The 14,649-nt window shown below is 70.4% G+C and carries 16 protein-coding genes and 1 pseudogene; 4 read left to right on the forward strand and 13 right to left on the reverse strand.

The genetic code is table 11. The features are described from left to right. Positions 1-2 precede the first annotated feature (2 nt). Together AB0C30_RS57190 and AB0C30_RS57195 are read right to left on the reverse strand one after the other, a co-directional pair. The gene (locus AB0C30_RS57190) at positions 3-647 is read right to left on the reverse strand and encodes a cyclase family protein (protein WP_357961317.1); all 645 of its coding nucleotides are present in this window, start codon (positions 645-647) and stop codon (positions 3-5) included. Continuing rightward, positions 644-895, reverse strand: coding sequence for a hypothetical protein (locus AB0C30_RS57195; RefSeq protein WP_357961319.1), 252 nt, complete (start codon positions 893-895; stop codon positions 644-646). Before AB0C30_RS57195 ends, AB0C30_RS57190 begins: the two co-directional genes overlap by 4 nt. A gap of 73 nt (positions 896-968) precedes the next feature. On the opposite strand from AB0C30_RS57195, the gene AB0C30_RS57200 reads away from it, so the two are divergent. Further along, complete coding sequence (locus AB0C30_RS57200; RefSeq protein WP_357961322.1) at positions 969-1,922, forward strand: LysR family transcriptional regulator; 954 nt, start codon at positions 969-971, stop codon at positions 1,920-1,922. A gap of 43 nt (positions 1,923-1,965) precedes the next feature. Here AB0C30_RS57200 and AB0C30_RS57205 read toward each other — a convergent pair whose 3' ends face one another. The 9 genes and pseudogenes from AB0C30_RS57205 to AB0C30_RS57245 form a co-directional block, all read right to left on the reverse strand. After that, complete coding sequence (locus AB0C30_RS57205; RefSeq protein ID WP_357961325.1) at positions 1,966-3,183, reverse strand: cytochrome P450; 1,218 nt, start codon at positions 3,181-3,183, stop codon at positions 1,966-1,968. Next, positions 3,087-4,412 carry a cytochrome P450 gene (locus tag AB0C30_RS57210; RefSeq protein ID WP_357961328.1) on the reverse strand — a complete coding sequence of 442 codons (1,326 nt, stop codon included), beginning with the start codon at positions 4,410-4,412 and terminating at the stop codon, positions 3,087-3,089. The genes AB0C30_RS57205 and AB0C30_RS57210 overlap by 97 nt, the downstream gene beginning before the upstream one ends. Then, positions 4,409-4,987, reverse strand: a complete 579-nt coding sequence (locus AB0C30_RS57215) for an ATP/GTP-binding protein (protein WP_357961331.1) — start codon at positions 4,985-4,987, stop codon at positions 4,409-4,411. The genes AB0C30_RS57210 and AB0C30_RS57215 overlap by 4 nt, the downstream gene beginning before the upstream one ends. Further along, on the reverse strand, positions 4,968-5,315 hold the full coding sequence (locus AB0C30_RS57220; protein WP_357961334.1) for a DUF742 domain-containing protein: 348 nt from the start codon (positions 5,313-5,315) through the stop codon (positions 4,968-4,970). The genes AB0C30_RS57215 and AB0C30_RS57220 overlap by 20 nt, the downstream gene beginning before the upstream one ends. Beyond that, complete coding sequence (locus AB0C30_RS57225; RefSeq protein WP_357961336.1) at positions 5,312-5,722, reverse strand: roadblock/LC7 domain-containing protein; 411 nt, start codon at positions 5,720-5,722, stop codon at positions 5,312-5,314. The genes AB0C30_RS57220 and AB0C30_RS57225 overlap by 4 nt, the downstream gene beginning before the upstream one ends. Positions 5,723-5,777: 55 nt before the next feature. Continuing rightward, complete coding sequence (locus AB0C30_RS57230) at positions 5,778-7,346, reverse strand: hypothetical protein (RefSeq protein ID WP_357961339.1); 1,569 nt, start codon at positions 7,344-7,346, stop codon at positions 5,778-5,780. A gap of 318 nt (positions 7,347-7,664) precedes the next feature. Continuing rightward, positions 7,665-8,897, reverse strand: a complete 1,233-nt coding sequence (locus AB0C30_RS57235; RefSeq protein ID WP_357961399.1) for a crosslink repair DNA glycosylase YcaQ family protein — start codon at positions 8,895-8,897, stop codon at positions 7,665-7,667. Continuing rightward, positions 8,813-9,349, reverse strand: a pseudogene (locus tag AB0C30_RS57240) (epoxide hydrolase); the annotation flags it as partial. The gene AB0C30_RS57235 and the pseudogene AB0C30_RS57240, both read right to left, overlap by 85 nt. Positions 9,350-9,387: 38 nt before the next feature. Beyond that, positions 9,388-10,221: an NAD(P)H-binding protein gene (locus AB0C30_RS57245; RefSeq protein ID WP_357961341.1), complete on the reverse strand. Its 834-nt coding sequence runs from the start codon at positions 10,219-10,221 to the stop codon at positions 9,388-9,390. Between the two features lie 108 nt (positions 10,222-10,329). Between AB0C30_RS57245 and AB0C30_RS57250 the strand changes: the two genes are divergently transcribed. Continuing rightward, positions 10,330-11,268, forward strand: a complete 939-nt coding sequence (locus AB0C30_RS57250) for a YafY family protein (protein WP_357961343.1) — start codon at positions 10,330-10,332, stop codon at positions 11,266-11,268. A gap of 3 nt (positions 11,269-11,271) precedes the next feature. Here the strand turns inward: AB0C30_RS57250 and AB0C30_RS57255 are convergent, their stop codons facing one another. After that, positions 11,272-11,850, reverse strand: a complete 579-nt coding sequence (locus AB0C30_RS57255; protein WP_357961346.1) for a hypothetical protein — start codon at positions 11,848-11,850, stop codon at positions 11,272-11,274. A 211-nt stretch (positions 11,851-12,061) separates the two neighbouring features. On the opposite strand from AB0C30_RS57255, the gene AB0C30_RS57260 reads away from it, so the two are divergent. Both AB0C30_RS57260 and AB0C30_RS57265 read left to right on the forward strand, forming a co-directional pair. After that, positions 12,062-13,207: a lipase family protein gene (locus tag AB0C30_RS57260; RefSeq protein ID WP_357961349.1), complete on the forward strand. Its 1,146-nt coding sequence runs from the start codon at positions 12,062-12,064 to the stop codon at positions 13,205-13,207. Positions 13,208-13,286: 79 nt separating this feature from the next. Continuing rightward, a complete protein-coding gene (locus tag AB0C30_RS57265) occupies positions 13,287-13,505 on the forward strand; it encodes a hypothetical protein (protein ID WP_357961352.1) in 219 nt (72 codons plus the stop codon). A 76-nt stretch (positions 13,506-13,581) separates the two neighbouring features. Here AB0C30_RS57265 and AB0C30_RS57270 read toward each other — a convergent pair whose 3' ends face one another. Continuing rightward, positions 13,582-14,565: an MBL fold metallo-hydrolase gene (locus tag AB0C30_RS57270; protein ID WP_357961355.1), complete on the reverse strand. Its 984-nt coding sequence runs from the start codon at positions 14,563-14,565 to the stop codon at positions 13,582-13,584. Positions 14,566-14,649 lie beyond the last annotated feature (84 nt).

The following is a 14,649-nucleotide window of genomic DNA, read 5'->3' on the forward strand; positions in this document are numbered from 1 at the left end:
TGTTAAGGAACCACCGCATAGGCCCTGACGGGGAATGTCCCCATGCCCGCCACCATGGGCGGCGCGGCGTGGAAGCGGAAGCCCTCGTCCGGCAGCGCCGCGAGCCCGGTCAGGTGCTCGACCAGCGGGATGCCCGCCTGGAGCAGCACCGAGTGCGCCGGGCGCGGGCCGCGCGACGGGGTGTCGTCGATGTTCAGCGAGTCGATGCCGACCAGCGCCGCACCCTGCTCCGCCAGCCAGGCCGCCGACTCCGGCGCCAGATACGGGTGCTCGCGCTGATACTTGTCGGTGCCGAAGTGCCGGTCCCAGCCCGTCTGGATCAGTACGGCCCGGCCGCGCACGTCCAGGTCCTCCTCCAGGACGACCTGCCTGACGCCCTCGGCCCGTACGACCAGCCCCGGCAGATCGGCCAGCTTGCTCAGCGGCACCTGCGACAGGTCCTGGCCGTCGGGGTAGCGGTGGTAGGGGGTGTCCAGATAGGTGCCGGTATTGGCGGCCAGCGCGATCGTGCCGATGTGGAACTCCGTACCCGGCGCGTAGACCTCACGCGAGGCCTCTCTGCTGAGGTGCGTGCCGATCACCGGCCCGGGGATGCCCGGGTACGTCACCATGCCGTCGGTGATGCGGTGGCTGAGTTCGACGATCATTGAGCGAATCCGATCCTGGTGAGCTTGTAGATGGCCGTGACGCCGATGAGGGCCCAGACGAGATTCAGGCCCGCCGAGGGCCAGGCCGCGTTCGCGGCGCTGTTGACCATCAGGCCGATCGAGCCGGCCAGGTTGAGCAACTGGTAGTGGGCGCCGTCGCCGGACATCCGTGAGGAGGAGACCATGGCGTACCCGAACAGCAATAACGCGGCGCCCAGCCAGCCGAGGGCGTCAACGAGGAAGCTCATGCGCGCAATTGTCCGGACTTACTGCGCTGAAGCGCAAATAAAGATTGCTAAAGGTTGACGTAAGCTGATCTGCATGGACATCGACCCCCGCCGGCTGCGTGTCCTGCACGAGGTCGCCCGCCGCGGCGGCGTCATGCGCGCGGCCGAGGCCCTGTTCCTGACGCCGTCGGCGGTGTCCCAGCAGCTCGCCCAGCTCGAACGCGAGGTGGGCCTCGCCCTCATCGACCGCTCACAGCGCCGCGTCTCGCTCACTCCGGCGGGCCGGGTGCTCGCCGGATACGCCGAGCGGGTCGAGGACGAACTGGCCGAGGCCAGGCGCGAGCTCACCCGCTTCACCGAACGGCTGGCCGGGCCGGTGCGGATCGCCGCCTTCCCGACGGTGATCAAGCACATTCTGGTGCCCGCCATGCGCGACCTCGCCGTCCGCCACCCCAAGATCGTTCCGGTCATCCATGAGGTGTACGGCCAGCCCGCGCTCCAGGAGCTGCGGCTGGGGGCCGTGGACGTGCTGATCACCGAGCAGGACATGAGCCTGCCGGTGCCGGCGCAGCCGTCGCTGGCCGTCCGCCCCCTGTACGTGGACGAGTACCGCATCGTGGTGCCGCCCGACGGGCCCGACCTGCGTACGGTCGCCGACCTGGCGGAGCTGCCGTGGGTGGCCAGCGAGCCCGACCAGGCGTGCGGGCAGGCGCTCGATCGGCTGGCCGGGCTGCACGGGTTCGAGCCGCGCAAGGTGCACGTCATCACCGAGTTCGATCCCACGCTGGCGCTGGTGGCGGCCGGGTACGGGGTGGCGATCGTGCCGTCGCTCGCCCTGCTGGACGTGCCGGAGGGGGAGGTGCGGGTCAGTGAGATCCGGGATGTGGGGGCGCGGCGGCTGGACGCCGTTACGCGGGTCAGCCGTACGAGATCGGGGGAGCCGGACCCGGTGCAGTCGGTCGTGATCAGCGCGATCGAGGACGCCACCGCCGCGCTGGACGCCACCCTCGTCGGCCACCTGCACACCCCCGAGCCCATCGACCCCTAGCCCGGCCGGCGAATCGGTCCCGGCCGGGCGTCGCCGAGGCGGATCAGCGGTGCAGCAGCGGTAGCCTGCTCCAGCCGTGCGCGATGAAGGACGGGACGTGCGGCAACTCGCTCTCGTCCACGGCCAGCCGGAGGTCCGGGAACCGGGCGAACAGCGCGGGCAGGGCGGTGAGCGCCTCCTGGCGGGCCAGCGGAGCGCCGATGCAGCGATGCACGCCGATGCCGAAGGCCAGGTTTTCGTCGCGATCCTGGGTCGGGTCGAACCGGTCGGCGTCCGGGCCGTGCTGGTCGGGGTCGTGCCCGGCCGCCAGGTAGCTGGTGATGATCGCGTCGCCCGCCTCGATTCGTACGCCACCGATCTCGATCGGTTCGATGGCGAACCGCAGCGGCAGGTTGGCGATCGACGGCGCCCAGCGCAGCGTCTCCTTGATCACCGCCTCCCAGGAGATCTCTCCCGCCAGGACCCGCCGAAGGTGGTCGGGATGGGTGAGCAGGGCGTGTACGGCATTGCCGATCAGGTTGACGGTGGTCTCGTGCCCGGCCGCGATGAGGAGCAGCAGGGTGTCGCGCAGCTCGTCGTCGCTGAGCGAGTCGCCGCTGTCGCGGACGTTGATCAGCTCCGTGGTCAGGTCGTCGCCCGGGTGCTCGCGCTTGTAGGAGACGAGGGCGGGCAGCACGGTGCCGATCTGGGCCGCCGTGGCCGCCGCCTGCTCCGGGGTGGCGGTGGTGTCCATGATGGCCTCCATCACTTGGGCCATCGCCACCCGCATGTCCGCCGGGACACCGAACAGCTCGCAGATCACCCGCATCGGCAGCGGGTGGGCGTAGGCGCCGCGCAGGTCGACGACCTGGCCCGGCGGCACCGCGGCCATGGCGTCCAGCAGCTCAGTGACGATCCCCTCGACGATCGGCTGCATGGCCTTGGTACGGCGCGCGGTGAAGCTCGGGGCGATCAGCTTGCGCAGCCGCCGGTGCTCCTCGCCATAGGCGCTGAGCATGTTCGACACGCCGATCCAGGTCATGATCCAGGTCCAGCCCGGCTCGGTGAGCGCCTGAGGCAGCAGCCGCCAGTGCCGCTTGTCCTTGCTCACCCGCGGATCGAGGATCAGCTGCTTGAGCAGGTCGTGCCGGGTCACGGCCCAGGCCGGGATGCCTCCCGCGAGCTCTACGAGGACCAGGGGGCCGAGGTCACGTAGCCGACGGACCTCACCGGGGAGGTCTGCTCCGAAGGGGTCAAGGACGACGGAGGCTGTACTACCCAAGGGGATTCTCCAGGCTGATCTGGACGGATGGGGGTGAAGCGCACCGGTAGGTGCGCCAGCGCGCGGTGGAACGGGCCGGGCCGCCACAGGAGCTCCTCGCGCGGCACGGTCAGTTCCAGGTCGCACAGGTGAGAGGTCAGGCGTTCGATCGCGGTCATGGCGATGAGCACGGCCGGGTCGCTGGCCGGGCAGCGGTGCGGCCCCGCGCCGAAGCCCAGGTACGCGCCGCCGTCCGAGCGCAGCTCTTCGGGAATGTTGGCAGGCTCGGTGTTGGCCGCGGCGTAGGAGACGAGGACCAGCTCGGCCGGCTGGATCCAGGTGCCGTGGAAGTGCACCGGCTGGCGTACGAAGTACGGGCCGTAGTTCGCCATGGCAGGCTCGGCGCGCAGGGCTTCCATGAGGGCGTCGTATGTGCTGAGCGCGCCGTTGGTGAGCGAGCTGTAGTAGCGGTCGTCGCTGACCATCCGGGAGATCGTGTTGGAGATCAGGTTGGCCGTGGGCTCGTAGCTGGCGGCCATCACGAGCACGATGTTCTGCGCCAGCTCGTCGGTCTGCAGCGCGGCCGGATGGTCGATGAACCAGGAGGTCAGGTCGTCGCCCCGCTGGGCGTACTTGCCCTGGATCAGCTCGCCGATGTAGCGGCCGAACGCTTCGCTGCCCCGCGCGCCCGTCTCGCCGTCAGCCTCCATCATGTCCGCCAGGGCCTGGATCAAGCCGGCGCTGTCGGAGTCGGGCCGCCCGAAGAGCAGGTTGAAGATGCGGGCCGGGATGAGCCGGGCGAAGTCGGCGACCAGGTCGGCCTCGCCCTTCGCGGCGAACTGACTGATGAGCGAGTCCGACACCTCGATCACCATCTGGCGCAGCTTGTGCGGCTGGACCAGCTGGAAGCAGTCGGAGATCACCTTGCGGTAGCGGGCATGCTCGGCCCCGTCGGAGAACAGCGCGTTGGGCCGGTGGCCGAGCATGGCTATCATGCCCGCGGCCTCGGGGGTGTCGGGGAGTCGCGTCTGCCAGGCGCTGGGGTTCTTGCTCCAGACGCCGCCGACATTGGTGAGGACGTCCAGGGCGGCCTGGTAGTCGATCACCAGGTGGGCCTCGATGCCCGGGGCGATCTCCACGGGGGCGACCGCGCCGTGCCGCCGGCGGAGATCCGCGTAGACCGCCTGCGGGTCGCCGGCGTACTCAGTTCCGTACAGGCGCCCGGCGTCGGGCATATAGCGCAGAGTCATGACAGCACCAGCTCTCTGATGTGCTCCACCAGCGCGATCAGCGAGGCGCGGGCGGAGGCGGGGTCGCGGGCGTCGCACACCACCAGTGGCGTGCGCGGGCCCAGGTCGAGCGCCTCGCGCAAGGCCTCCGGCGGGTAGTCCGGCGAGTCGGGGAAGTGGTTGACGGCCACCGCGTAGCGGATGCCGGCGTTCTCCACCAGGTCGAGGACGGCGAAGCTGTCGTCGATGCGGCGGGTGTCGGCCAGCACCAGCACCCCCAGCGCGCCGCGGACCAGCTCGTTCCACAGGACCTGGAACCGGGTCTGTCCCGGTGCTCCGAACAGGTAGAGCACCACGCCCGGCAGGGTGAGGCGGCCGAAGTCGATCGCGGTGGTCGTGGTCGTCTTCTCGTTCACGCCGGTGAGGTCGTCGACCAGCGTGCCCGCCTGGGTGAGCACCTCCTCGGTGTTGAGGGGCTCGATCTCCGATAGCGCGCTCACGATGGTCGTCTTGCCCACGCCGAACGGCCCGGCGATGACCAGCTTGACCGGGATGTGTTCGGTACTGATGCCGCTGTCAAAGAGCGCGGAGGCCACTGAGCACCAACTCCAAGATCTCGATGTCGGGCAGGTCGGCGGCCGGCGGATCGCGGGTCAGCAGCGTTCCGCCCCCGACCAGCCCGGCGACCAGCAACCGCACCACGCAGTACGGCAGGCCCAGGTGCGCGGCGCACTCGTACACCGACAACGGCCCATCCCGCAGCAGGGCGAGCAGATGCGACCCCGGCGGGTCCAGCCCGTTGGTGGCGGCGTCGGGCGCGATGTAGACCAGGGTCGTGCGCTCGACGTTGATGTGCTCGGGCACGGTCAGCCTCGCGGCGGCCATGTAGTCCGGGACGACACGCCGCCGCCGTCCGGAGGTCATGTCCGGACGCCCGGCACCCTGGCCGCGCTGGCCTCGTCGAGAGCCTTGACCAGCTTCTGCACCTGCAGCTGCACCTCGAAGGCGAGCGCGCCGATGTTGACCGTGCCGGTGGCGGCGACGACGATGGCCGCGCGGTCGCCGGCCGGGGCGATGTAGTAGTAGCCGCCGCTGCCGGCGGAGATGACGATGTCCACCACCTCGCCGTCGGCGCCGTTGCTGAGGCCGTCGCACAGGGCGCGGGCCGCCCCCAGCACGGAGCTCGTCATGGCGGCGGCGCGCTCGCCGGTCTCGGCGGTCACGTCAGCGGAGCCGCCGAGGATGAGCCCGTCACGGCTCAGCACCACGCCGCGGGCGACACCGGGCACTGCCAGCAGCGGCGACAGGACCCAGGACACGTCGAGGGACAACGGGCGACCCTTGGTCTGAACACGGCTGGAAGCGCTGTGAGCATCCATGGAGCGGTCAAATCCCTTCGGTGATGTCATGCTGCTGTTGCGGCGGGAGCGCTTCGCGGCGGCCCGCCTCGGCTCCGACCTGGAAGTCTCCCCACCGCTTCTGGGCCTCCTCCGGGGTGGTGAGCAACCTGTCGTCCGAGCCGCCCTGGCTTCTGCTGGGCCTCGGCCCGGTCGGCGATTGGCGGCGGCGCTGTGGCAGTGGCGCGAGATCCCCCGCAGGGGCCTGTCGCTGCTCGGGGGTCGTCGCGGGTTCCGTACGGGGCGTCGCCGCGGGCTCGGGTCGTACGGAGGAGGTGACGGGCTCCAGCCGGATGGCCGGGGTCGGGGCCGGTGCTGGGGCCGGGACGGCTGCCACGTGCGCCGACCGGAGGGCGGTGGCGGCGGCCGGGACGGCGGCGCGGATCGGCTCGGGCGCCAGCACCGACGGACGGCTGTCCTCCGGCATCTCCACCAGCAGGGCGGTGGGGATGTTCAGCACGGCCTGGACGCCGCCGAAGGCGCTCTTCTTGACCGTGACCTGCATGCCGTAGTGCGCGGCCTGACGGCCGATCGCGGCCCAGCCGGTGTGGGGTGGGTTGCCCAGGTCGACCAGGCGGACCGGGTGGGTGCCGCTCAGCAGGCGGGTCGCGCGGGCGTACTGGTCCTCGTTGAGGCCGACACCGGCGTCGTCGATGACGATGGCGGCGCCGGTGTTGGTCTCGTGCACGGCGATGGTCACCTTGAGCGTGCCGTGGGAGTGGTGGACCGCGTTGGCCAGCAGCTCGGCCGTGATGAGCAGGATCGACTCCGCGGCGCGGGCGGCGACCCCGATCCGGCGTCGCAGGTGGTTGGCCGGGCCCTCGACGCGCTGCTCGAAGTTCTCCACGCGGGAGATGGCGCCCACCATCAGGTCCACCAGGTAGGTGTCGTCACGTGACAGGCCGGGCGTGGCGCCGCAGGCGATGCCGGTGACCTGCACGCGACGGATCATCAGTTCGTTGAACATGTCGAGCCCCAGCACCTCGCGCAGCAGCGCCGTGTGCTCGTCACCGCTGTAGCGCTGTTGCACGCCGGCCAGCAGGTCCTGGGCGCGCAGCGCCTGGGTCTGCACGCGGGACATCGCGCCCCTGACGACGGCCTGGGCCGCCTCGTCGATGCGCTCGCCTTCCTCGCGGACGCCGCGGGTGAGCGCTTCGAGGATGGCGCGGTGCTGTCTGTCGATGTCCGTGCCGGCCAGCGCCGGGTTCTGCACGCCGGGCACGATCACGTGCGGGGCACGCAGGTGGGACAGCAGGGCGGGTATCCGCTTCGAGATCAGGTGCTCGGTCTCGGCGTGCAGGAGGTCCTGCTGGGCGCGCGCCTCGCGGGTCTGCTCCGCGCTCTCCTGAGCTTGGCGCTCCACCTGCGCCTGCCACTGGTTCCTGGCGCTGGTCTCGCGCGTCAGGTGCTCGTGAGCCTGACGGGCCTGAACGAGCTCCCCACGGACCTGGGCGAGGTCGCGGCGTAGGCGTATGTGGAAGATGACGACGCCCGCGAGGGCGATGGCGAGAACGGCGGCGCCGATCGTTATCGGGACGCTGAAAGAGTCTGGCGGCATGACAGTCCTGGGGTCGGGGAGAGCAGGCGGGGAGGGTGTCGACCGCCGAAGGGCCCGTTAGCGGCGCGTGCCGGTCTCACGCGGCGGCCGACGGGGGCCGGGTCGGCGTGGTACAAGCCCTTCCGCGACGCCGGTACCGCTACGTGCCTGGTGCGGTTCTGCCGGAGGCATGGCGGTGCCGGGCGACATGGGCATCCTCGGTCTCAGTGGAACGACGGCCAAACGGGAAATCTAGTATTCCCGTTTGGCTGGTTTAGTCAACTATGTGTAAGGAAATCACTTCGTTCAGCAATACCATTGGCGTCCGATTTGTCGGGTTTAATGCCAATGGAGCACGATGTCGTGGACTGTGGTGCTGGGCGTGAGGAAGGCGAGTAGCCGGGCGCCTTCGGCGTCGAGTTGTTCGTGCTCGGCCGCGGTCAGTTTCCGGAATGGGCGCACGGTCAAGGTCGCGGTGTCGCGGTTGGTGGCGAGTTTCCAGGTGGCGGCTACGTAGCCGTCGACCAGTACGGACCGGGGCTGTTCGTTCGTCCTGCCGAAGCCCTGGTCGGCGTAGTTGACAGTGACCACGCGGCTGCGGTCGTCGTGGGAGAGCAGCAGGTTGTCGAAGTCGTAGAGAAAACGCACCGGGGCCGGGGTGTCCGGATCCGGCCGCGGCGCGTCGGGAAGGTCGAACAGTTCACGGCCCCGCTCGTCCCGGAAGGTGACCAGGCGTGGCCGCCGCGGCGGGATCTGTACCAGCGGCACCCAGGCGCGGGCCGCGTGGGCCAGCGCGGCCGGGTCGCGTCGCGCGGGTGGTGAGGCGTGGCACGAAGGGTCCTCAAGGGGTGGGTAGCCGGGCGCCGCTAGCGGAGCGGGCGGAAGAAGGTCCGGATGTCGGCGGTGAGCAGGTCGGGTGCTTCCACGGCGGCGAAGTGGCCGCCGCGGTCGAATTCCGACCAGTGGGTGATGTTGTTGCCGTATTCGGCGTGGCGGCGGATGGGCAGGTCGTGGGCGAACACGGCGACGCCGGTGGGTGTGGTGGCCGGCTCGGTGTGCCAGGTGCTGGCGTGCATGTTCTCGTAGTACAGGTTGGCGACGGAACCGGCGGTGCCGGTGAGCCAGTAGAGCATCACGTCGGTCAGCAGCAGGTCCCGGTCGATGGCGGCCTCGGGCAGGTCGGCGGCGGGGAAACTCCACTCCTTGAACTTCTCGACGAGCCAGGCGAGCTGGCCGACCGGTGAGTCGGTGAGGGCGTACGCCACCGTCTGCGGCCGGGTGGCCGAGATCTTGAAGTAGCCGCTCTGGTCGTCCATGAACTCCTTCACCCGCCCCAGCCGGGCCCGCTCGGCGTCGGTCAGCGTGGCCCGCTCCTCGTCCGAGACCTCCCCGAACGGGATGAACCCGAAGGAGGCCGCGTTGACATGGACACCGATGACCTGCCCGGTGGCGGTGCGGCCGAGTTCCGGGGTGACCAGGGCGCCGAGGTCGCCGCCCTGCGCGCCGTACCGGTCGTAGCCGAGCCGGCTCATCAGCCGCGCCCACGCCCGCGCGATCCGGCCGCTGTTCCACCCGGTCTCTCGCGTGGGGCCGGAGAATCCGAAGCCGGGCAGCGACGGGATGACCAGGTGGAAGGCGTCGGCCGGGTCCCCGCCGTGCGCGGCCGGATCGGTCAGCGGGCCGATGACCTTGAGAAACTCGACCACCGATCCGGGCCAGCCGTGGGTGAGGATCAGGGGCAGGGCATCCGGGTGCGGGGAACGTACGTGCATGAAGTGCACCCGTTGCCCGTCGATCTCGGTGGTGAACTGCGGGATGTCGTTCAACGCGGCCTCGTGCCCACGCCAGTCGTACGAGGTGCGCCAGTACTCGGCCAGCTCCTTGAGGTAGGCCAGGGGAACGCCGCGGCTCCAGCCGACGTCGGGCAGTTCGCTCGGCCACCGCACGGCGGACAGGCGGCGGTGCAGGTCATCGAGATCGCACTGGGGGACATCGATCCGGAACGGCATGATCGTTTCGCTCATGTCTGACACGCAAGGTCTCCTTGAATGATGTCTCGTGGCTAGAACGCGGCAGCGTGGTCGAGGACCCACTCGTGGTAGCCGCGCGCGGGACGACCGGTGACCTTCTCGATGTCGGTGGTGGTGGGCGCGACGCGGCCGACGGAGGCGGCCCAGGTGGCGAGAATGCTGTCCAGGATCGGGCCCGGCACGTGGGCGCTCATCGCCTGGCGTACGGTCTCGGCGGGTAGTTCGGCGTAGCTGATGGGCCGGCCGAGCGCCTGACCGAGGATGGCGGCCTGGTCGGCGTGGCTGAGGGACTGAGGCCCGGTCAGCCGGTAGACCTGACCGGCGTGCCCGTCCTCGGTGAGGGCGGCTACGGCAACCGCGGCGATGTCGGCTTCGTGCACCGGGGCGGACGCCGCGTCGGCGTAGGCGCCGCGGATCACGTCCCCGGACCTGGTCTGCCCGGCCCACATGAGGCTGTTGGCGGCGAACACGTCCGGGCGCAGGAAGGTCCACGCCAGGCCGGAGCCGCGCAGGGCGTGCTCGATCTCGGCGTGGTAGGCGGCGATCGGCCCGTCCTGGACCTCCGCGTCGTCATCGACCCCGCCGGAGGACAGCAGCACGACCCGGCGCACGCCGGCCCGCTGGGCGGCGGCGACGAACGCGGGCCCACAGCCCGGTACGGCGAACAGGAAGACCGACTCCACACCGGTCAGGGCCGCGTCCAGCGACGCCGGGTCGGCCAGGTCGCCGGCGACGACGTCGACCTCGGCCGGCCACACCGCCTGCTGCGGGGACCGGCTCAGGGCACGTACGGCGTGGCCTTTGGCGACCAGCACGTCGAGTACGTGGCGGCCGACGTTTCCGGTGGCGCCGGTGACGAGGATCATGAAGCTCTCCTTGGTTTCGAGGGTTCCCGGGCGACCCCGGTACGAGGAACACTAGGAACCATTGAGGACAGGTCCGGTCCTCATACCTTCGGAGGGAGTTGCGCGCGGATGTTGGAAACCTCGGCGCGGCTGCTGCGGCTGCTGTCCCTGCTCCAGTCCCGCCCCGACTGGTCAGGCGCGGAGCTGGCCGAACGCCTCGGTGTCACCACCCGTACCGTCCGCCGCGACGTCGACCGGCTCCGCGACCTCGGCTACCCGGTGGAGTCCGCCACCGGCATCACCGGCGGCTATCGGCTGGGGGTCGGCGCGGCCCTACCGCCGCTGCTGCTCGATGACGACGAAGCCGTCGCCGTCGCGGTCGGCCTGCGCGCCGCCGCCACGGGCACGGTCACCGGGATCGAGGAGACCTCGCTCCGCGCCCTCGCCAAGCTCGAACAGGTTCTGCCCTCCCGGCTGCGCCACCGCGTGGGCGCGATGCAGTCGGCCATCCTGCCGCTGACCGGCCCCGGCCCGACGGTGGAGCCCGATCTGCTCACCGCCCTGGCCGCCGCCTGCCGCGCCCACGAGGGCATCCGCTTCGGGTACCAGCAGCGCACCCGCCGCGTCGAGCCGTACCGCGTCGTCCACACCGGCCGGCGGTGGTACCTGCTCGCCTTCGACCTCGACCGCGACGACTGGCGTACCTTCCGCGTCGACCGTATGGACTCGGCTCCACAACCCGGGCCGCGTTTCACGCCTCGGGCCGAACCCGCCGAGGGCGTACACGCCTATGTCTCCAACGCCCTCACGAGTTCCCCGTACCGGTATCGAGCGACCATCCTGTTCCACGCGCCGCTCGACGTCGTCGCCGAACACACCTCACCTACCGCTGGCCGTCTCGAACACCGCGACGCGGACAGCTGCCTCTTCTACGCCGGCGGCGACTCCCTCGACACCATCGCCCTCTATGTCGCGCTCAAGGGCATCGACTTCCAGGTCCTTGACCCGCCCGAGCTCAAGGACCATGTACGGGCACTCGCCAGAAGGCTCACCAACGCCGGGGAATGAGCTTCAGTCGGCGACCTGGGGACCGTTGACCTTCTCCAGCAGGCGGGCCAGGCGCTCGCGCAGCCCCGGGCGCGCCGGCAGCTCGCCCGCGGCCATGCTGACCAGGTGCTGGGCGCCGTCGAAGGTCACCGGCCCGAGCCGTGGCACGGCGATCGCGTCGTGCGCCAGCCCCTCCAGCGCCGTGTCGCCGCCTTCGAGCGCCAGGATCGTCGCCCCCGTACGGCGGGCGTCGTTGACCCGTTCGAGCAGCGGCACGGGCGCGTCCTGCTCGGCCACCACGAACAGCGTCTCGCCGCGCCCCGCCCGCTGAATCCGGTCGAGGCCGACGCGCAGGTGGGCCGGGGCGTCGGCGGGCGGCTTCCAGCGGACCAGGGTGGGTGCGAGCTGCGGCAGCTCGGAAAGCCGGGCCTCGTCGGCGAGGTGCGCGGTGAGATGCCACGGCTCGTCGTCGGGCGTGCCCACCAGCATCAGGCCGCCGGGCGAGCGGGTGGTCCGCAGCGCCAGGCCGAGCTCGCGGGTGCGCTCCACCCAGCCGGTCTCGGCGAGTAGTTCGCGCAGAAAGGTCACCGAACCAGCATCCATCCGTCCATGGTGCCCGACCGTCGCAGTGGAGTTCACCGTTTCGGGGCGGCCCGGTGATGCGGTCGTGGCCAGTGTTATGTGGCGCGGGAGGCAGTCTGACAACGGCTCGGATTCGCCGTCGTTTCGGGCCTTGACACGAGGTTACTGCCGGGTAACGATCGGCTCGCGGCGCCGCCTTCCCCTGAGCGAACCCCACGGAGAGGGGTGGCACATGAGGTTACGTGTCCGCGTCAGCATGACCATGATCCTCTTACTGATCGCGTCCTTCGTCGCGGCGCCGCCTGCCCGCGCGGCCGCGGCGGGGGACGTGGTCACCGCCCAGCCCACCACCGTCTACCTGCTGCCGGGCAAGCTGCTCGAAGTCCCGGTGAACGCCTGGCACCTGCTCTACCGCTCGACCTCCGCCACCGGCTCGCTGAACGCCGTGTCCGGCACCCTGCTCGTGCCCAAGGCCAGCTACCCGCTGGGCAAGCGCCCGATCATCGGGTACGCCGTCGGCACCCACGGACTCGGCGACCAGTGCGCGCCCTCGGCCAGCATGAGCCGGGGCGGCGAGGCGGAGCTTGCGCTGGTCAGCCTGTTCCTGCTCAAGGGGTTCGCGGTGGCCATCACCGACTACGAGGGCCTCGGCACGCCGGGAGTGCATACGTACATGGCGGGGATCTCGCAGGGTCACGCCGTACTGGACTCGATCAGGGCCGCCACGCGCGTGTCGGGCTCGGGCCTGTCCACGGGCGGGCCGGTCGCGGTCATGGGCTACTCGCAGGGCGGCGCGTCGGCCGCCTGGGCGGCCCAGCTCCAGCCGTCGTACGCGTCGGAGCTGCGGCTCAAGGGCGTGGCCGCGGGCGGAGTCCCGGCGGACCTGCACGCGGTGGCGGACCACCTCGACGGCGATGCCAACTTCGGGCTGGCCGCCGCGGCCGGGGTCGGCTTCGACGCCGCCTATCCGGAACTCGACCTCGAGGCCGACCTCAACGACCGCGGGCGCTCCCTGCTCGCGGACGCGGCGGACGACTGCGTGGGCGACCTGGACAAGCTCGCCGGCCTGCGCTTCTCCGACCTGAGCCCCGTTGACCTGATGAACCAGCCCAAGTGGCTGGCCCGGCTCGCCGAGAACCGCCTCGGGGCGATCGCGCCGCGTGTCCCGATGTTCATCTACCACGCCCAGGGCGACGAGATCATCCCGCAGGCGATCTCGGCCACGTTGCGCTCGGAGTACTGCCGGGCGGGCGTCAACCTCCGCTGGACATCGCTCCCGGCTCCGAACCATGTGACGGGGGCCATCGAGGGCGGGCCGCTGGCCATCGAATGGCTCGCACTCCGCATCCTCGGCCTCCCAGCCTTCGGCAACTGTTAGCGGCCTTGTCGCAGTTTGGCGGGCGGGCGCGTAGGTAACCATAGGTAGTGGCTCAATAACCCTCTGTGATGGGAGTCCTATGCGTCGTCTGCTCCTCACCCTCACCCTCGTCTCCGCGGCCGCGGCAGGTGCGCTGACACTCGCCCCTGCCGCAACCGCTCAGGCCGCCGCCCGCGAGTACATCACCGTCACCCAGTGCGTGTTCGCGGGCGGGGTGGTCGTCCCTGACTGGCTGAGCCCGACCGGGCGCACGTGCGTCGGCGGCGGTTACAACGGCTACCCGGTCTTCCCCTACTGATGCGAACGGGTCCCTGATACGAACGGGTCCGCCCCTTATCCCGGGGGCGGACCCGTGGGCATTTGAGTGTCAGGGTTTAGGAAGTGCGGTGCTGGTGCTGCTCGGGCAGGTGGCTGTCCGGGTGAACCCACAGGAAAACGTTGTTGTCCGGCCGCGACGCCTGCTCCCACTGCTGCCGGAAGAACGCGAGGACCTGCTGGTCGGAGTGGCGCAGGCTGAAGTGGGTCAGAACGAACAGCGTCTGCGGATGGGCCTCGACCACGGGCCGCAGCCGGCTCCAGACCGTATGCCCGATCCGGTCCGCGCGCTCCAACTCGGTGTCATCCAGAAACGTGCACTCGGTGATGATGACCGGGTATTCAAACAACCACGGGTTGCGGGCGAACACATTCACATGAGTGTCGCCAAGAAAGGCGAACAGCGGTCGCCGGACCTCGTGGTCGACTGCGACCCCCTCTTTGCGCTTGCGCGCCATAATCCGGCCGAACTCACCGCCCTTGTCCTGCTCTATCAAGGCCTGCCGCAACTGCTCGAACTCCGGCCGTAGCGCCTTGCTCCGTTCGGAGAAGGCGTACCCCACACAGGGCACCTTGTGCTCACACTCCACCACCCGCACGTGATGTCCCCGGCGTCCGAAGCTGAACTCGTCGCCGCGCCGCACCCCGTGCAAGCGGTGTCCTGCCGCCAGAGCGGGATCGAACCCCGCTCCGTGATTGAGCTCCGCGGACGCGCGTAAGTAGGACTCCACGTACGGCACCGCCTCGGCGGGCAGGTAGATGTCCGTCCCGGCGGGATTGGCGGCCAGGTAGTCAAGGTCCTTGGCATGGTCATGGTGGGTGTGGGTCAGGAAGACCGTGTCCACCTGCCGCCCCTCGCACAGCCCCGCATCGAGGCTGCACCGCAGTTCGGGGATGTGGAAGAACGTCTTGTCGTTCGCGCGAGAGTAGCCGGTGAGGGTCAGCTCGCTGCCGGGCATCCGCCAGGTCTTCCACTGCCGGAACGGGTGCCCCTGCTCAAGGCGCGCGGGGTGGTCGGCCGGGGGCGGGTCCAGCTCGGTCATTTCTCGCTCATCCCATTCCTCCGACCGCACTGCGCCCATTCCACATCCAAGCCCTCGGTTCGCCTGATCTTCTGCAGAACCTTG

Source organism: Nonomuraea sp. NPDC048901 (assembly GCF_040649695.1).
Lineage (GTDB): Bacteria > Actinomycetota > Actinomycetes > Streptosporangiales > Streptosporangiaceae > Nonomuraea.